General features: G+C 63.7%; 14 protein-coding genes and 1 pseudogene. All 15 read right to left on the reverse strand.

Annotation, left to right across the window (positions count from 1 at the left end; genetic code table 11):
- Positions 1–165: 165 nt before the first annotated feature.
- Complete coding sequence (gene argR / locus G1C98_RS06180) at positions 166–669, reverse strand: arginine repressor (RefSeq protein ID WP_169080282.1); 504 nt, start codon at positions 667–669, stop codon at positions 166–168.
- Positions 666–1,634: an ornithine carbamoyltransferase gene (gene argF / locus G1C98_RS06185; protein WP_169080284.1), complete on the reverse strand. Its 969-nt coding sequence runs from the start codon at positions 1,632–1,634 to the stop codon at positions 666–668. Before argF ends, argR begins: the two co-directional genes overlap by 4 nt.
- Before the next feature lie 100 nt (positions 1,635–1,734).
- Positions 1,735–3,015 carry an acetylornithine transaminase gene (locus G1C98_RS06190; RefSeq protein WP_169080286.1) on the reverse strand — a complete coding sequence of 427 codons (1,281 nt, stop codon included), beginning with the start codon at positions 3,013–3,015 and terminating at the stop codon, positions 1,735–1,737.
- Positions 3,005–3,958: an acetylglutamate kinase gene (gene argB, locus G1C98_RS06195; protein WP_169080288.1), complete on the reverse strand. Its 954-nt coding sequence runs from the start codon at positions 3,956–3,958 to the stop codon at positions 3,005–3,007. The genes G1C98_RS06190 and argB overlap by 11 nt, the downstream gene beginning before the upstream one ends.
- A 182-nt stretch (positions 3,959–4,140) precedes the next feature.
- On the reverse strand, positions 4,141–5,313 hold the full coding sequence (argJ, locus tag G1C98_RS06200) for a bifunctional glutamate N-acetyltransferase/amino-acid acetyltransferase ArgJ (RefSeq protein WP_169080290.1): 1,173 nt from the start codon (positions 5,311–5,313) through the stop codon (positions 4,141–4,143).
- Complete coding sequence (argC, locus tag G1C98_RS06205) at positions 5,310–6,404, reverse strand: N-acetyl-gamma-glutamyl-phosphate reductase (protein WP_169080292.1); 1,095 nt, start codon at positions 6,402–6,404, stop codon at positions 5,310–5,312. The genes argJ and argC overlap by 4 nt, the downstream gene beginning before the upstream one ends.
- Positions 6,405–6,642: 238 nt before the next feature.
- Positions 6,643–7,320, reverse strand: a complete 678-nt coding sequence (locus G1C98_RS06210; protein WP_169080294.1) for a DUF4190 domain-containing protein — start codon at positions 7,318–7,320, stop codon at positions 6,643–6,645.
- Positions 7,321–7,415: 95 nt separating this feature from the next.
- Positions 7,416–10,025, reverse strand: a complete 2,610-nt coding sequence (gene pheT, locus G1C98_RS06215; protein WP_169080296.1) for a phenylalanine--tRNA ligase subunit beta — start codon at positions 10,023–10,025, stop codon at positions 7,416–7,418.
- A 6-nt stretch (positions 10,026–10,031) separates the two neighbouring features.
- Positions 10,032–11,087 (reverse strand): phenylalanine--tRNA ligase subunit alpha, encoded by a 1,056-nt coding sequence (gene pheS, locus G1C98_RS06220; RefSeq protein WP_205831929.1) that lies wholly within the window; start codon positions 11,085–11,087, stop codon positions 10,032–10,034.
- A 231-nt stretch (positions 11,088–11,318) separates the two neighbouring features.
- Positions 11,319–12,191, reverse strand: coding sequence for a TrmH family RNA methyltransferase (locus tag G1C98_RS06225; protein ID WP_169080300.1), 873 nt, complete (start codon positions 12,189–12,191; stop codon positions 11,319–11,321).
- Between the two features lie 103 nt (positions 12,192–12,294).
- Positions 12,295–14,907 carry an ATP-binding cassette domain-containing protein gene (locus G1C98_RS06230; RefSeq protein ID WP_417852299.1) on the reverse strand — a complete coding sequence of 871 codons (2,613 nt, stop codon included), beginning with the start codon at positions 14,905–14,907 and terminating at the stop codon, positions 12,295–12,297.
- Between the two features lie 84 nt (positions 14,908–14,991).
- A complete protein-coding gene (locus G1C98_RS06235; RefSeq protein ID WP_169080304.1) occupies positions 14,992–15,606 on the reverse strand; it encodes an ECF transporter S component in 615 nt (204 codons plus the stop codon).
- A gap of 252 nt (positions 15,607–15,858) precedes the next feature.
- The gene (locus G1C98_RS06240) at positions 15,859–16,995 is read right to left on the reverse strand and encodes a hypothetical protein (RefSeq protein ID WP_169080306.1); all 1,137 of its coding nucleotides are present in this window, start codon (positions 16,993–16,995) and stop codon (positions 15,859–15,861) included.
- Between the two features lie 2 nt (positions 16,996–16,997).
- Positions 16,998–17,717: pseudogene (locus tag G1C98_RS06245) on the reverse strand (ABC transporter ATP-binding protein); the annotation flags it as partial.
- A complete protein-coding gene (locus tag G1C98_RS06250; protein ID WP_240944936.1) occupies positions 17,708–18,709 on the reverse strand; it encodes a hypothetical protein in 1,002 nt (333 codons plus the stop codon). The pseudogene G1C98_RS06245 and the gene G1C98_RS06250, both read right to left, overlap by 10 nt.
- Positions 18,710–18,771: the final 62 nt, after the last annotated feature.

Raw genomic sequence — 18,771 nt, forward strand, 5'->3', positions numbered from 1 at the left:
CGTATATTTATGCACGGCGTGTCATATTCCATGCGATATTACGCATAACACCCGGAAAACCGCGCAGCCAGCATACGGCATATACGGCAAAACCCGGCGCGGCAGGTGAACAATCACTCGCCACACCGGGCCAAATACATGCAGGAGCACCGGGAATGCAACGGCCTACTTGGAGGCCAAGGTCAGCAGCCAATCGGCACGCTGCCCCGCGCTTTCGTCGTCGGAGCAGATCATCATCACCGTATCGTCGCCGGCGATGGTGCCCAGCACGCCCTCAATGCTCTGTCTGTCCAGCACGGAGGCCACATACTGTGCAGCGCCCGAAGGGGTGTGCACCACGATGAGGTTCTTCGCCGTGGCCACCGATGTGACCAGTCCGTTGAGGGCGCGCGACATCTGCTGTTCCGCCTTGCCGTCCAACGGGCGGTCGTCCTCGTCCGCATGCCCCACGGCATACGCCATGGTGCCGTCCGGCATGCGCCGCTTGAACGCGTTCATCTCATCGAGGTCACGGCTCAGCGTCGCCTGCGTGACCTCGATGCCTTCGCTGGCCAGCACCGAGGAGAGCTGCGCCTGCGAGGTGATGATATGGGTCAGCAACGCCTGCTCGATGGCGCTCAATCGAGCGGCACGACTGGCTGGACGCTGCATCGGTGTGGGCTCGCTCATGCCAGCAGGCTTTCGTCGCCACGGGCCTTGCCGGCGAGCCAGGTAAGCAATGCCTTCTGCGCGTGCAGACGGTTGCCGGCCTCGTCCCAGACCACGGACTGCGGCCCGTCGATGACCTCGGCGGTGACCTCCTTGCCGCGGTATGCCGGCAGGCAGTGCTGGAAGATGGCGTCGTCCTTGGCCTGGGCCATGAGCTCGGCGTTCACCTGGTAATCCCAGAACGGCTTCGAACGGATGGCGTATTCCGCCTCCTCGCCCATGGAGACCCACGTGTCGGTGAACACGCAGTCGGCACCGGCCACGGCCTCCTTCGGATCGGTGGTGACCAGAATGGAGCCACCGTTCTCGGCTGCGATGGCCTCGGCATCGGCCACAATCTGCGGATCCGGCAGGTAGCCATTGGGACCGGCCACACGCACGTTCATGCCGGCGACGGCACCGCCCAGCAGGTACGAGTTCGCCATGTTGTTGGCTGCATCGCCCAGATAGGCGATGGTCTGGTTCTTCAGATTGTCCACGCCGCCGCGATGCTCGGCGATGGTCTGGAAGTCGGCGAGGATCTGGCAGGGATGGAACTCGTCGGTCAGCGCGTTGACCACGGGGTGCGAGCTGTACTTGGCCATCTCCTCCACACGGTCCTGGCCGAAGGTGCGCCACACCACGCCGTACGCCATACGGTCGAGCACGCGGGCGGTGTCCGCCACCGGCTCGCCACGGCCCAGCTGGGAGCCGGACTTGTCGATCACCAGCGGGTAGCCGCCGAGTTCGGCCACGCCGATGGAGAAGCTGGAGCGGGTGCGGGTGCTCGGCTTGTCGAAGATCACCGCGATGCCCTGCGGCCCCTCGAAGGGACGATGGTAGAAGCGGTCCTTGTGGAATTTGATGGCCAGCTCCAGAACCTGCTTCTGTTCCTCATGGTTCAGGTCATCATCGCGCAGCATGTGGCGCAGTTCGGGTGTTGCCATGTTGTCTCCTTACGTTGTGTTGTGTCGTATGGCGCACGATTCAACGGTGATTCGTGCGACTGCCGCCCCGCTCGACCGGAACGGGGCGGCGGTATGCCCGTCAGTCGTCGGGCAGGTCGGCGGGAACGGCCTTGAGGATGGCCAGCGCCTCCTCGACATCGGATTCGCTGACGATCAGCGGCGGGGCGAAACGCAACGCGTCGGCACGCACCGCATTGACGATGAGCCCATGCTCCAGGCACCAGTTCATCACGGCGTGGGCGCACGGATGACTCAGCTGCACGGCGTCGAGCAGACCGCAGCCACGCACGGATTCGTACAGCGGGTTGCCGCTCGCCATGATGCCGTCGCGCAGCTGGGCGCCGCGGGCCTCGACGTTGGCGAACAGGTGCTCCTGCTCGATCGTGGACAGCGTGGCAAGACCTGCTGCGGCACCCAGCGGATTGCCGGCGAAGGTGGAGCCGTGCGAACCCGGGGTGAACAGATCGGCGACCTTGGAGCCGAACGCGATCATGCCGCCCATCGGGAAGCCGCCGGCCACGCCCTTGGCGAACGTGACCACATCCGGCTTGACACCACCGGACAGTTCCTTGCGCTGGAAGGCGAACCAGGAACCAGTACGGCCGATGCCGGTCTGCACCTCGTCGATGATCAGCAGGGCGTTGTTCTCGGTGCACAGCTCACGTGCATATGCGACGAAATCGGCACCGACCGGACGCACGCCGGCCTCGCCCTGGATCAGCTCCATCATGACGGCAGCGACCGGGCCCTTGCCGTCCTTGCCGGTAGCGGCGAAGGCGTTCTTCAGCGCCTCGGTATCCCTCGCCTCCACGAACTCGATGTTCGGCACCAGCGGCTGGAACGGTTCGCGGATCGCGGGCTTCCACGTTGCGGACAGCGCGCCCAGGGTACGGCCGTGGAACCCGTTCACCAGCGCGATGATGCGGGAGGAGCCGTCATCGGCCAGAGTGCGACCGTGCAGCTTGGCGATCTTGATGGCCGCCTCGTTGCCTTCGGCACCGGAGTTGCCGAAATACACGCGGGAGCCTTCCGGGGCGCCGGCCAGCTCGATCAGCTTGGCCGCCAGCTCGATCTGCGGTTCGGAGGCGAAGTAGTTGCTCACATGGGCGACCTTCGCGGCCTGCTCGCTGACCGCCTTGACCCATGCGGGGTGCGCGTAGCCGAGCGAGTTGACGGCGATGCCCGCCAGGAAGTCGAGGTAGCGGTTGCCATCCACATCCCACACATGGGTGCCTTCGCCGTGGTCCATCACGCGCAGCGGCGTGCCGAACACGTTCATATGCACCTGGGAGTACTCCCCCAGCCACTTGTCGTCGTTGGGACCCAGCACATCCAAGTTCTTGGTGTTGTCAGCGTTCATAGGAACTCCTCATTTCGATGCCGTCATCGGGCACGACCATGGTGCCGATGCCGGCGGAGGTGAATATCTCGTTCAGGATGGAATGCGGCTTGCGTCCATCGATGATATGGGCCTTGGGCACGCCGCCGTCGATGGCGCGCACGCAGGCCTCCATCTTCGGCCTCATGCCGCTTTCCAAGTCGGGAAGCATGTCGCGCAGCGTCTCCACGCCGATCCGGCCGATCAGGGAGCCGCGATCTGGCCAGTCGGCATACAGGCCGTCGACGTCGGTAAGGATGACCAGCTTGCTTGCGCCGACCGCAGCGGCCAGTGCGGCGGCAGCGGAATCGGCGTTCACATTAAGCACTTCGGTGGCGTCGTCCTCGTTCGGCGCGACGGAGGACACGACCGGGATACGCCCGGCGTTCACCAGATCCTCCACGGCGGACGCGTCCACGCTCACCACATCGCCGACCAGGCCGATGTCGGTGGGCTTGCCGTCGATGACGGGATGACGCTGCATGGCGGAGAACAGGCCGCCGTCCTCGCCGGACAGGCCGACTGCGAACGGGCCGTGCGCGTTGATCAGACCCACCAGTTCGCGCGACACCTTGCCGGTAAGCACCATACGCACCACGTCCATGGCGTCCGGCGTGGTCACGCGCAGGCCGCCCTTGAACTCCGACTTGATGCCCAAGGCCTTGAGCATCTGGGAGATCTGCGGGCCACCGCCATGCACCACGATCGGATGCAGGCCCACCTGGCGCAGGAACACCATGTCTTCGGCGAAGCACGCCTTGAGATGCTCGTCGATCATGGCATTGCCGCCATACTTGACGACAATGCGCTGGCCCGCGAACTCCTCAAGCCACGGCAGCGCCTCGATGAGCACCTCCGCCTTCTGATCGGCGCGCAGATCGGTGTGCACGTCGAAGTGGAATCCGGGTCCCTTTAGTTCACTCATATTCTTCCTAGTTTCGATTCTTCGCTTCATCATGCCGGTGGGGCGGTCCGATGGGCGTTATTCGACATCCTTCAGGCCGATAGGCCAAGCTTCATGTCTCATAACACCCATCGGACCGCCTGTCGCCCACAAGGCGAACGCCTCCCGGTATCCCGTCCCATCCAGAGATCAGGAGTTGCGGTTCAGCTCTCGTAGTCGGCGTTGATGTGCACGTAGTCGTTGGTCAGATCGTCGGTCCAGACGGTCGCCTCGGCGTCGCCCGCATGCAGGTCGATGTCGATATGGACCTCGCGCGGGGTCATGTCGACCTCGCTGCGGTCACGGCCGGCTCCGCCGTTCTCGCAGATACGCACGCCGTTGACGTCGACGGTCACTGCGGTCGAATTGTACGGGGCGACTTCGGCGGGAACAGTGCCCAGGGAGGACACGATACGACCCCAGTTCGGGTCGTTGCCGCTGATGGCGCACTTGAGCAGGTTCGACGCGGCGACGGCACGGCCGCAGGCAAGCGCCGCGTCCTCGCTGGTGGCACCGGTGACGGTGATGCGGATGTCGTGGCTTGCGCCTTCGCCGTCGCCCACGATCTGACGTGCGAGGGATGCGCAGGCCTCCTGCACGAGCTTGTTGAACTCGTCCGGGTCGGGCTCCACGCCGGAGGCACCGGAGGCGAGCAGCAGCACGGTGTCGTTGGTGGACATGCAGCCATCCACGTCGATGCGATTGAAGGAGTGGTCGGTGGCCACGGCGAGCGCGGCCTGCATCTGGCCTGCGGACACCACGGCGTCGGTGGTGATGACGCACAGCATGGTGGCCAGCTGCGGGGCGATCATGCCGGATCCCTTGACCATGCCGCCGATCTTCCAGCCGGTGGAACCGGTCAGCTCGACGGTCTTCGGCTTGGTGTCGGTGGTCATGATGGCGTGCGCCGCATCCGACCCCGCCTCGGCGGTATCCGCAAGAGCGGCGTAGGCGTTCTTCGCGCCGTCCAGCACGTTGTCGAGCGGCAGCAGTTCGCCGATCAGGCCCGTGGAGCACACCGCCACGTCGTGGCTGTCGCAGCCGACCAGTTCGGCCACGGTTTCGGCGGTCTTCTTGGACTGGGCGAAGCCGGGTTCGCCGGTGCAGGCGTTCGCGCCGCCGGAGTTCAGGATGACGGCCTTGAGCTTGCCGTCCGCCACGATGCCTCGCGACCACTGCACCGGTGCGGCGCAGAAGCGGTTCGAGGTGAACACGCCTGCGGCAGCATTAAGCGGACCGTTGTTGACGACGAGGGCGAGATCCTTCTTGCCCTTAACGGAGGAAATACCGGCTTCCACGCCTGCGGCGGAAAAGCCCTGTGCAAAAGTAACGCTCACGGTGCCACTCCAATCTTGGTAAGGCCTTGATCCTCAGGAAGACCCAAGGCGATGTTCAGGGACTGCACCGCCTGGCCGGCGGTGCCTCTGTTCAGGTTGTCGATCGCGGCGAACGCGATGATGCGCCCTGCGTTGCGGTCGGTGACGACCTGCAGGTGCGCGGCGTTCGAGCCGATGATGTTGCCGGTGGACGGCAGTGCGCCCTCGGGCAGCACGACCATGAAGTCCTGGCCTTCATAGGCCTTCGTCCACACCTCGCGGATCTCCGCGTCGGTCATGGACTTGGCCTTGTCGCTCATGGTCGCGCTCACCGTGGCGAGGATGCCACGGGACATCGGTGCGAGCACGGGTGTGAAGCTCAGTGTGAAGTCCTTCGCGTCCGCGGCGCTTTTGCCTGCGGCATGCGCGAAGTTCTGCAGGATCTCGGGAATATGACGATGCGTGCCGCCCACGCCATAGGGCAAGGCCGCCTGCAGCGCCTCGGCGGCGAGCAGGTTGGTGCGCTTGAGGTTCTTGCCCGCACCGGAGTAGCCGACCACCAGATCGGCCACGACGCTCTTGGGCTCGATGAGCCCCTGGGCGATGCCCGGCTGCATGGCCAGCGTGGTGGCGGTGACGTTGCACCCCGGACCGGCGATGCGCTTGGCTCCCGGAAGCGCGCTGCGCTGGCGCAGGTATGCGCCGGATTCGTCGGTGCCGACGATCAGCTCGGGCATGCCATAGGTCCAATGCTCGTAGAAGTCGCCACCGTAGAAGGCGTCCCACGCGCTGCGTTCCTCAAGGCGGTGATCCGCGCCGAGATCCACGACGACGGATTCGGGATCGAGCTGTGCGGCGAGCTTGCCGGATGCGCCGTGCGGCAGGGCGAGGATGATGACATCATGCCCGTTGAGCACTTCCGCGGTGGTGTCTTCCACCACCAGATCCGCCAGCTGGGGAATGTGCGGCATATGCTTCGCCATGGACTCGCCCACGGACGAGTGCCCAGCCACACAGGTCACCTCAAAATCCGGATGGGCCGCGAGAATGCGTAGCGCCTCGCCACCCGCATAGCCCGTGGCACCCGCCACGGCAACCGTGTATTTCGCCATATTCATATCCTTTTGACTTGGTAACTTCCCCGAGCATACAGCGATATACAGACTAATGCATAATTATGCATTTCAGCGTTTCGCGCCGCCAACACTGTTCTTCGCGCGACCCCGACCGCGCCAAAAGGCCTCGGCATATAGGCGAAACGCATAGAAAAGGGCCGCATGACGGTACACCGCCATACGACCCGAGAAGGAAAACGAAGCGTGTCAGCACATGCAGCAGAGCACGCGCACGCTACGCGGAGATGGACCCGTCGCCGGCACCGCCGCCGTTGCCGCCGCCCGAATACATATTGAACATCTGCGCATACAGATCGTTGACGCTGATGCCTCTGATCAGCAGATATGCCTGCAGCAGCGTGGTCAGCACGTTGATGACGATGGCCGCGATGGCCAGCCCGCGCCCCTTCATATGCAGTCTTTTGGTGCGTACCAGCGACAATCCGCCGATGACCGCGGGAAGCACCGGAACGGAGAAGACCAACGAGCAGACGAACGCCACGATCGCATACGAATCCCAATGCCCGTAGAACGGGTTCTGCGCAGGATCGTCGGGGTTCAGGTACTGAATACGCGGCATGTTCGGCTGCGGCGGCTGACCGCCATACGGATTGTATTGGTTCTGCTGCTGCGCGTACGGGTTCGGCTGCGCATACGGATTATACGGCTGGCCTTGCTGGCCGGCATATTGCTGGCCGTTCTGCGTATTCTGACCGTTCTGACCAAAGTAGGGCTGGGCTCCGGGCTGCTGGCCGTTCGCCGGATTCTGCTGCGCCGCGTTGGCGCCGTCCGCCGGCTGCGCCGGTTCCGGCTTGCCGTACAGGTACGGGTCGTAGCCCGGATACTGCCCGGACATGGCCCCGTATTGCGGTTGCTTGGTCTGCCCGTATTCAGGCTGCTTATGGTCGTCCATACCGATTACCTACTTCTTCGATCGTGCCGGCATTGCGCCGAACGGCAATGGGGTGCACGCCGTAGCCGACGCACACCCCATAATCATATCCGCGCTTAGGCGCGCAGTTGCGCTCCGAGCTGAGCGGCGGCCTCGACGATGCGGGCGCGAATGGCCTCGCTGTCCTCGGCGCTCAGCGTCTTGTTCGGCGAGCGGAACACCACGGCGAAGGCGAGCGACTTCTTGCCTTCGCCCACCTGGTCGCCGGTGAACACGTCGAACAGCTCGATGGATTCCAGATCCTCGCCGGCGGCCTCGCGCACCACCTGCTCAAGCTGGGCGGCGGTCACGGAACCGTCCACGGTGAACGCAAGATCCTGCTTGACCGGCGGGAACGTGGAGATCGGCTTGGCCTGCACCGGCTTGCCGTCGAGCGTGGCGAACAGGTCGGTCATATTCAGCTCGAACGCGCTGGAATGCGCCGGGAAGCCCAAGGCCTCGTTCACATGCGGGTGCAGCTCGCCGACCAGGCCGATGTGCTTGCCATCGGCATCCACGTAGGCGAAACGGCCCGGATGCCACTGCGCGGGAACATCCTCGGCGGCCGGCTGGTTCAGTTCGATCGTGGCGCCAAGACGGCTGGCGATGCGGCGCACCGCCTCAACGGCGTCGGACCAATCGACCGGTCGCTTGCCGCCCATCCAGCCGGTGTTCTCCGCAAGGCCGGTGAAGATGCCGGCAACATGGTCGGGCTGGTCCGGCAGGCCGGCGTCGAGGGCCTTGAGCTGCTCCTCGGTGGGCTTGACACCGCCAGGCAGGGCCGGAATGGCCGGCGCGTCCGGATTCCACAGGTAGACATGCCCGAGTTCATACAGGCTTACGTTCTCGATGCCACGGCGAATATTGCGCTGCACGGTGGCGGCAAGCGTAGGCAGCACATGACGACGCAGGTAGGGGCGGTCACCGTACAGCGGGTTGGCGATTTCGACGCTGACCTTCTTGGTGGCCTCCGGATCATAGCCGAACGCCTTGTAGTCCTCATCGCCGACGAACGGGTAGCTCAGCGCCTCGACCATGCCGTATTCGGCCAGCTCGTCCGCCACACGACGGCGACGCAGCTGATCGGCGGTCAGTCCGACCTCGCCCTTGACCGGGGCCGCGGGCACACGTACCGGAATCTCGTCGTATCCGACCAGTCGAGCCACTTCCTCGACCAGATCGCACGGCTCATTGAGGTCCGGGCGCCAGGTCGGCGCGGTGACGGAGAACTCGCCGTTGCCGCCGCCGGCGACGGTGCAGCCGATATCGGTCAGAATCTTGGAGATGGTGTTCACATCGGTGTCGAGTCCGGCCACGCGAGCGACCTCGGAAGTCGGGAACTGGATGGATCTGCGATGCTTGGTGTTGTTCACGTCGTTCGGGGTGTCGCTGGGGGTGCCACCGCCGTATTCGGCCAGCAGATCGGCGCACATCTGCGCCGCAGCGGGCTGCAGGGCGTAATCGACGCCGCGTTCGAAGCGACGGGACGCCTCGGAAGGAATCTTGTGGCGGCGAGCGGAACGGGCGATCGACACCTGGTCGAAGTGCGCTGCTTCCAGCAGCACGTTCTTGGTTTCGGCGGTCACCTCGCCGTACAGGCCACCCATCACGCCGGCAATGCCGAGAATGCGGGACGAACGGTTGCCGTTCGGCGAATCGGTGATCAGCAGGTCCTCGGTGCTCAGCTCATGTTCCTTGCCGTCGAGCGTGACGAGCTTCTCGCCTTCGTTCGCACGACGAACCACGATCGGGCCTTCGATCTTGTCCAGATCGTAAGCGTGCATCGGCTGGCCCAGGTCCATCATCACATAGTTCGTCACATCCACGGCCAGCGAAATGGAACGCATGCCGCAACGGGTCAGACGGCGGCGCATCCAGTTCGGAGTGCGTGCGGCGGGGTCGAAGCCGCGCACGATGCGTGCGTAGTAGCGATCGCAGCCGGGCACGCCGTGAATCGGATTGTTGTCGTCGATCTGCACTTCGATGTCGGGCTTGACGTCGGGCAGGGCGGATGCCGGGGTAGGCACCTTCTTGTTCAGCGCGATCACCGGGTCGGTGAACTTGGCGCCCGTGGAATGATGGTATTCACGCGCCACGCCACGGTACGACAGCGTATAGCCGCGGTCCGGGGTGATGTTGATCTCCAGCAGCGGCTGATCGAGATGCAGCAGATGCATGGCGTCGTCGCCCGGCTTCAAAGCCTCGTATTCCTCTTCGGTGAAGCCGTAGTTGCGCAGCAGGATGATGCCGTCGTGGTTGTCGCCCAAGCCGAGTTCACGCTCGGAGGCACACATGCCGTTGGAGATGTGGCCATAGGTCTTGCGCGGCTCAATCTTGAAATCACCGGGCAGCACGGCACCCGGCAGAGTCACTACGACCTTCTCGCCGGCGGCCATGTTCGGCGCGCCGCAGATGATGCCGCGCGGCACCTTGTTGCCGTTCTCGTCGACCTCGTTGTACTTGTCGCCGACGTCCACATGGCACCAGTTGATGATCTTGCCGTTCTTCTGCGGTTCGGGCGTGGCATCCACCACGTAGCCGACCACGATCGGGCCGGTGACCTGGCTGGAGTGGATCTCCTCCTCTTCCAGACCGACCTTCACCAGATCCTTGGCGAGCTGCTCGTATGTCAGATCGTCCGGGACTTCGACATGGCTCTTGAGCCAATCAATATCAACCATAGGCATGGGCAATCACTCCCCCATCACAAACTGTTCGGCGAAACGCACGTCACCCTCCACGAGGTCGTGCATATCGTTGATGTCGCTGCGCAGCAGCAGCGTTCGTTCCATTCCGACACCGAACGCGAAGCCGGTGTACTCGTTCGGGTCAAGGCCCGCGGACTTCAGCACGTTCGGGTTCACCATGCCGCAGCCGCCCCATTCGAGCCAGCCCGGGCCGCCCTTCTTATCGGGGAACCACAGGTCGAGCTCGGCGCTCGGCTCGGTGAACGGGAAGTAGCTCGGGCGCAGACGGGTCTTGGCTTCCGGGCCGAACATGGCCACGGCGAGCTTGTCGAGCACGCCCTTGAGATCGGCCATGGTCAGGCCCTTGTCCACGGCGAGCGCCTCGCACTGGTGGAACACCGGGGTATGGGTGGCGTCGAGCTCGTCGGTGCGGAACACGCGGCCCGGGCTGGCGATGTACAGCGGCACGCCGCGGTCGATCAATGCACGGACCTGATCGGAGGAGGTCTGGGTGCGCACGACCATGTTGCTGCCCACGAAGCCGGCGGCATCCTTGGCCTGGTTGCCCTTCACGTAGAAGGTGTCCTGCATCTGGCGTGCAGGATGGTCGGGGCCGAAGTTCAGCGCGTCGAAGTTGTACCACTCGCTTTCCACTTCGGGGCCGGAGGAGATCTGCCAGCCCATGGAGATGAAGAAGTCCTCGACGTCTTCCATCAGCTTGGCGAGCGGATGACGCGCGCCGAGCGGCTTGCGATTGACCGGCAGTGTCATGTCGACGGTTTCGGCCGCGAGCGCCGCGGCTTCCTCTGCGGCCTTCAGTTCCTTTTCGCGCGGCCCGTATGCGCGTCCGAAGTCGGCGCGGAGCTTGCCCATGAGCTGGCCGGCTTCCTTCTTCTGGTCCTTGGGCAGCGAACCGATGGCCTTGCTGGCCTTGGTCATCGCCGATTCCGCACCGGCGTACTGCGTTTTGATGGCTTTCAGTTCCTCCAGACTGGAGGCGTTCTGGATTTTGGCGATGCCTTCAGCGACCGCATCGCTTACCGCTTGGGCGTCAAACACCATACCCTCTGCCACGGTCTCCCTTTCTAATATTCCTTGGAACGATAGTGTTTCCAAGCACTTTACCGACACACATTCTTTCACGCCTACTCGACCGCTTAAGCTCCCGGCTTCACTTCTTGGACACCGGCGGCGCATGCTTGCCGACGTGCCTGCGGGACCGCCTGCGAAGACTCGGCGGCCGGGCATGTGTATCGTTCTACCGATGCCCGGCGCGAATAGGCGTGATGGACGCTAGCGTGTGAACGCGAGGCTCATCAGGATGATGGCAGCGGAGGTGCCCAGATTGAGCGATTCCGCCTTGCCATACATCGGGATGGACACGATGCGCTGGCACTGTTCGAGCGTCTTGCCGTTGAGCCCACGGGCCTCGTTGCCGAACAGGACGGCGTACCCGTCCTTGCGGTGGTCCTCGCCGCGCATATGGTCGAGCACGTCCGGCAGGGATTCCGGCTTGCGCTTGCGCGTACCGTACACGTCCGCCGCCCACACGTCGAGCCCCTGTTCCTTCATCCAGTCGAAGAAGTCGTTGGTGCCCATGGCGATGACGGGGATGTGGAACAGCGAGCCGGTGGTGGAGCGGATCACCTTGGGGTTGAGCATGTCGACGCAGTCGTCGACGAAGACGACCACGTCGCATCCGGCGGCGTCCGCGGCACGGATCACGGTGCCCGCGTTGCCCGGGTCGCGCACCTGCCAGAACGCGGCGACGCGCATGCCCCTGGAATACGAGGAGGCCTTCTCCACTTCGGCCTTCATGCCGGCGCGAAGCTTGTCGATGTCGCCCACGGCGACGACGCCCTGGGCGTCGGGGCTGATGTGGTCGATCACCTCGCGGGTGGCGGTGTGGATGTACAGGTCGGCGGATTTGTCGAGCGCGCGCTGCGCGATGTCGGCGAGCACGTCGGAGTCGATGCCGTCCTCGTCACCGGCCACGTAGATGTCGGTGATGACGTCGGACGAGTAGCGTACGGCCTCGCGCACGGCCTGGGGCCCTTCGATGAGGAACCGGCCGTTCTTGCGACGGGCCTTGGTACGGCTGAGGTCCGCGATTCTGCGGACACGATCGGATCTTGGATTGTCAAGCAGTTGAGCGTTGATTGGCATGCTCTCCACCCTACCGCCCAAGCAGACATTCGCGGCGTTCCCGCGCCATATGCGTCGTACGCGTCGTATGCGATGCTCCGTCCGGCTGCGCCGATCGGTGCCGTCAGTTGCCGAAGAAGGAGAACGTGCCGAAGGCCAGCGCCAGGCTCAGCGAGATCAGCGGCAATGCCAGGCATGCCACCAGGAACACCTTGTCGCGCGTGTGCACCGTGCTCACGCGGGCGTGGCTGCGCGGCCCGGTTCCGCCGAATCCTCGCGCCTCCATGGCCGTGGCCAGCGTGGTGGAGCGCCGGATGGACAATACCAGCAGCGCGAAAGTCTGCGGGAAGAACGCGCGAATCTTGCTGTCGTCGCCCAAACCGCGCGAACGGCGGGATGCAGTCAACGCGGCCCAATCGTCCTGCAGGACGGAGAACAGGCGCATGCCCGCCAAGCCGCCGTACACGAAACGGTCGGGCAAGTGCAGGATCTGGCTGAACGAATCCGCCAGATCAGTGGAGTCGATGCCGAGCACGGCGATGATCGCGGGAATGCCGATGGCGAGAATACGCAACGCCGTTGCCAAGGCGAGTTCCGCGGAACGGTCGGTAACATGCATCAACCCCCACTGCCACCACAGGTTGCCGCCTGACTTGCCGTACAGCAGTACGGCCAGCGCGGAGCAGGGCGCACCGATGAACACCGGCCAGGTCGATTTCACCGTTTGCCATGGCATGATGCCGATGGCCATGAGAATGATGAATTCCATTACGAGCATGCTTCCCGAGGAAAGCCAGTCGAGGCTCAGCAGCATGGGCAGCGCCGCGAGGAAACCGCCGATCAGACGGTACGCGGGGTTGAGCGAAGCCAGGAACGGCGAACGGCTGGATTGGCGTTCCCGCTCGTCACGCGTGTTCACTTGGCTTACCGGAATCACGCCGTCGCCGCAAGGCGAAGCATCGCCCGTCTTCTCCCCGGGGACGTTCCATTCCAATGCGGCGTTTTCAGGCAGCAGTTCGACCACGCGCGCGTCCAAAGCCGTGACCAGTTCCCTATCGTGCGTGACGACGATGATGCTCACACCGTCCGACCGCAGGCTTTGGATGAGTTCCACCATCTGCATCCAAGTGTTGCGATCCTGCCCGAAGGTCGGTTCGTCGAGGATCAGCACGCGCGGCGCGGCGGCCAGAGCCGAAGCCACGGTAAGTCGGCGTTTCTCGCCGCCGGACAGCGTATACGGGTTGGCGTTCGCATAACGCAGCAGGTTGAATCGTTCCAGCAAACCGAGCGCACGCTCCTTGGCCTGTTGTTCATCAACGCCGGTGCGCAGCGGCCCGAGCATCACTTCCTCAAGCACGCTGCCTTTGACGAACTGGTGTTCGGGGTTTTGGAACACGTAGGAAATGCGGGATGCAAGTTCGGTGGACTTCCATGAGCTGGGGTGTGTGCCGCGAGCGCCTTCCGCCAGCGAGCGCGATGCTTCCACGTCGCCGCTTACCGGTTCGAGCAGGCCGGCGAGGGTGAGCGAGAGTGTGGATTTGCCGGCGCCGTTCGCGCCGACCACCGCGGTGATCTGGCCTTGTTTGAAGGCGAGGTCGATGCCGGTCGCCACCGCTGTGCCGTTGCGTCCGATGGCGAGATCATGGGTGTGGAGTACCGGTTCGCCGGTGCCTTCGCGGGCCGGGTAGTCGGGTTCGCCGTCGACGTGGATGGGGGCGATGCGGTATTCGTCGCGCATGTATCGTTCCGGCACCCAGATGCCGAGCTGCGCGAAATCGAGGTTCGGATCGTTGAATACTTCGTCCGGGGTGCCGTCCGCGACGATGACGGTACGGCGTTCACCGTTCTCGCCGTTGTTCTCGCTGCCTTCACCACGGTTCTCGCCGTTGTTCTCACTGCCGCCCTTACCACCGGTTTCCCCGTCGTCTTCGGCGGATCCCAGCACGACCACGCGGTCGATCAGGTCGATCCACGGCTCGGCGCGATGCTCCACCAGCACCATGGTCGAATGGAATTCGTCAAGCACGTCACGCACCGCGCCCACCACTTGTGTGACGCCGTCGGGGTCAAGATTCGCGGTGGGTTCGTCCAGCAGCAGCACGCCGGGCCTCATCGCCAATGCGCCGGCCAAGGCGAGCCGTTGCATTTGCCCGCCGCTCAGATGGGTGATGGAACGGTGCAGTTGCAGACCTTTCAACCCGACTGCGGCGAGACTGCTGTCCACACGCTTCCAGATCTCATCGCGTTCCACATTGAGGTTCTCCGGGCCGAAGGCGACATTGTCGCCGAGCCGTTGGAACACGGCTTGCGCGTCCGGGTCCTGCAATACCAGGCCCACGCGCCCTCTCGCTTCACGTACGGGAACGTCATCCACCAGCACGCGCCCTTCGGTCGCACCGCCTTCGGCGTCGACCACGGCTACCGTACCGTCATCCGCGGTTTCCGTGCCTTGAACGTATTCGCCGGACCCGAGCAGCCCAGCCCCGCCTTCGAGAATGGTGGATTTGCCAATGCCGGACGCGCCCAACAGCAGCACGCGCTGCCCGGCTTCGATGTTGAGGTCGAGCCCGCGCACGCTGAAATGCTTGCGCGACGCGTGACGGTACCCCCAATGTTCGAAACGCAATGCGGCGTTCTGAAACGGTGTGATGGCAGGTGTTGCTGAAGATTCAGGCACTGTGACGATCCTTGCTGTACTTGCTGTGGTTCTCATGATGAGGTTCGCCGTTTCCGGCATGGGTGTTCGGAACGTATCGATACGGCCCGCATCGGTTCGTCGCGGACCGTTGCGGGCCGTATCGGCGGGTGTTGCGGGAACGGGTCAGTTCAAGCCGCGCACCTCGCGGCCGGACGCGAACTTGTCGAGCGCACCCGTTTTGGCGATGCCGAGGTACAGGAACCACATGAGCAGACCGGCGACCAGCGTGCCGGAAACGACGGTGGTGATGAGGTAGACGACGCCGTAGGAGCCGGCGATGTCGATGGCCTGCAGGTGAGTGAAGAAGCTGTAGGCCCAGCAGCCGACGCCGGACAGTGCTCCGGAAAGCAGCATGGTGCCGATGTTCCACTTTCGGTAGGCGAAGATGAGGAAGGCGATTTCGGCGGTCACGCCCTGCGCGAGGGCGATGGAGAAGGTGTCGAGGCCGCCCCACTGGTTGCCGAGCAGCGCTTCGAGCACGCCGCCGACCACTTCGGCGTAGATCGCGGCGCCGGGCTTACGCACGATGACCGCCGCAAGCGGTGCGGCGAACAGCCACAGGCCGTTGAACAGGCCAGCAAGGCCGGGGACCACGGCTTCGAGCACGCTCCACGGTGCGGCGGTGACGATGGAGACCAGCCAGTAGATCAGAGCCGATGCGACGCCGATCACGGATGCGACGGCGATGTCGACGACGCGCCATTTGAAATTGGGTTTGCTGATGGTTGTTGCAGACATGGCAAGTGCCTTTCTTCTCAGGTCGACGCAATGCGCCGGCGGGGTTTCAAGGCACGGGAAATAAGAGCGACAATATCCGTGCCCGGCATTGCCCGCGCACGTTCCATCGGTCGAGATCCTCACGATCTCCTCTCAGCCGCCATATGGGGCAGCTCCCGTGTCGCTCTCCACCATAAAGCCCCGCCATGACTATCGCAATACCGTGTCCGTCCCGCCCATGGCATTCGCCACCGCAGACTATCCGCTTTTGAACTATCTGCTTTTGAAGAAGCGCAGGAGCTGGGATTCTCTCACGCATATCCCGGCAAGGAACGTCGCGACGGTGACACCGGCGAAGGTCATGGCCGGCACCCGGCAGGCGGCGAGGAATATCTCCAGCCACCCATCCACGGACATTCGCCAACAGTATGCGCATAGCAACGCCACGCATGCCAAGCTTGCAAGCCCCGACCAGATAAGCGTTTCGATATGCATGCCGAGCATCTGCGCGGCTTTGGACTGGCCGATATGCAACGCTCCGGCGTATTCGAGCCGCCGACGTCGCACGGAGATCACGCCGACGATGATGCCGACGCCTAAGGCCACATACGGCAGCCATGCGGACATGCGATGCGCGTAACTGGATGCCGCGTCATAACGGCTGTCGAAGGACTTGTTGACTTGGGCGACGGCCGTATTGCCATCCGACGCGGTGACGATGGCCGTGGAACGCAACAGTTCGTCGGTCTGCTCGGTGACCGGCCATTGCTTGGCCCAGCATTCGGTGAAGGTGCCCGACGACGCGGATACCGGCACGATCGCCGCGTAGGCGAATCTGGAATCACGCCCGTCATTGGGCCAGGAGTACACACCCGCGACCGTCATATCACCATGGTTAGTTTGCATGACGCTGCCTTTGACGAGGCCGAAATCGCGGGACACGTCCGTGGAAACCCATATGCCGGACGTATCGACGGTTCCGTTCGTTCCCGACGTTGAAGACGCCTGCGATCCGGAATCGTTGGCGGAAGACGCCGCGTCCTCGCCGCCCGAAACGAGCAACGGTATGAATCCCGGCGTCACTTCGTATGCGGGCAGTTCCATGCCCGGTGTGGATGCCGCAGTGATGCTGTCCGTGGCCCGTGCCGCTCCGGACAAGGTTGGCCCGTTATCGACTTGGGTGAGCGCATCGCAGGCCACGCCATCTACGCCGGCTCCGACCAGCGCCTTGGTGTCCGCGTCGGCTGCGATGCGTGTGACGGCCTCCTGTTCAAGCCGCACGATGGATGTGGCTTCATACCCGCCCAGCAGCAGTCCGGTGATGAGAACGATGAGAAAGAACCATGCGGCACGCGCGGTTCCCGCGCTGATGTTGCGTACGGCTTCGGAAACAATCGATCGCAATCTCATTGTTCGCCCTTCCCACCCGCTGCCGGTATGGAAACGGTAGGCTCGTCCGTTTGAGAGCGCGACGGTTGAGACTTTGCGTCGGAGCCCGGCAAGGCTGCCTGTTCCTCCATGCTGCCGGCGGGCGCGTAATGCGCAAGATCGATGATTCGCCCACATGCGTCCCGCGCACGCGGATCATGCGTGGCCACCACGACGATCATGCCTTGCCCGGCGAGATTGCCCAACACTTCGCTGACGGAACCCGCGGTTCGCGTGTCCAACTGGGCGGTCGGCTCATCCACCAGCAGCACGTCGGGATGCGAGCACACCGCACGCGCGAGCATGAGCCGCTGCGCTTCACCTCCGGACAGTTCGGAGAATCTACGATCCGCCGCATAGTCCAGATCGAACAATCCCATGGCATCCTTAGCCTCCGGGATCGCCTCGCGTCGGCTCATGCCATGGCAGAGCAGCGGAAAGACCACATGGTCGAGCGCGGTTCGTTCGGGTACGCCGTATGGGTTCTGGAATACCCATCCGATGCGGTGAATGCCTTCGCGTTCCACATGCCCGGCCCACGGTTTGACCCATCCCGCAAGAATGGACAGCAATGTGGATTTGCCGCATCCCGATGGCCCGCAAAGCGCGACGGTCTGCCCGGGGGCGATGGTGAAATCAAGGTGTTCGAAAAGCACGTCCGTTCCCGGGAAACGGTGTGCCAATCCTACTGCTTTCAGGAGCATGTCGCGCCCGCGATCTTCGACCCCACGGCCACCGAAGTGATGGAGGCGGCATCATCGGAACCGAGTTGCACAAGGCTCACGCCGAGCGACGACCCTACGATGCTGACGGTATGCGACGTTCCATCCGGCGTCATGATGCAACCTTTATTGCCGTTGATGCCGTAGACCGCTCCAGCAGGTACACGCAGCGCGTTGATGGCTTGCGGCAGCGCAAGCGTGGCGCTGATGCCAGCGGCAAGCGTTTCCTTGGTCTGGGACTGGTATTCCTCGGTAGCCGACACCTGTTTGAGATAGTCGGCATTGTCTATGGCTGTTTGACCTGCGGGCAGGGTGGTCGACTGCCCGTACACCGTGATGATGCGGTCTTGGTCCGACGGTGTGGCGTTCTTGATGCTGAGTTTGACGAGCGCTCCCGGGATTTCGCCGATCTGTGTGCCTTGCGTGACGTTCGCGCCGGCAGTGCCCTGCCAATCGCCGACGCTGATGCTCTGTTCGGGAATCCACAGGATATCGGCAAGCTGCAGAGTGCCGTCACTATCGGAACCGTTGTCCACCATCAGTTGCTTCCACCCTTGCTGCGTGTTCCACGAGTAGCGGTCACTGTCCGGATCGGACAGATATCCGAGTCGATTGAGCTCGTTGTTGAGCGCCCGAACATCCTGACCACGATCCTCCACATGCAGGTCGCGGTAAAGCGGTATGGCGGTGTTGAGTGCGATGACGGCACGATCGTTCACACGCATGCACGCGCGGCCGGATGCCAGCCCGCCGCTCGAATAGTCTGCGGTTACGGTGCCGTTGCTGTTGCCGAGCAATGCGCGGCTGTTCGAAATGCTGGGGATGAGGGTAACGGTCTGCGACCCGTTGTATTGCTGCGTGGATACTTTAGCTTCGGTGATTTCCCCCGAAGCGCCCAATAGTGCCGGTGGCCGGTCGGGCAGGAATACCGCGCACGCCCCCACGCTGACCGCTGCCGCCACGATGATGGACATCACGATCCATACGGCGACATTGACGTGCCGACGCCGTTTACCGGTATCTCTTCCCTTGACTC

Source organism: Bifidobacterium erythrocebi (genome assembly GCF_012932675.1).
GTDB lineage: Bacteria > Actinomycetota > Actinomycetes > Actinomycetales > Bifidobacteriaceae > Bifidobacterium > Bifidobacterium erythrocebi.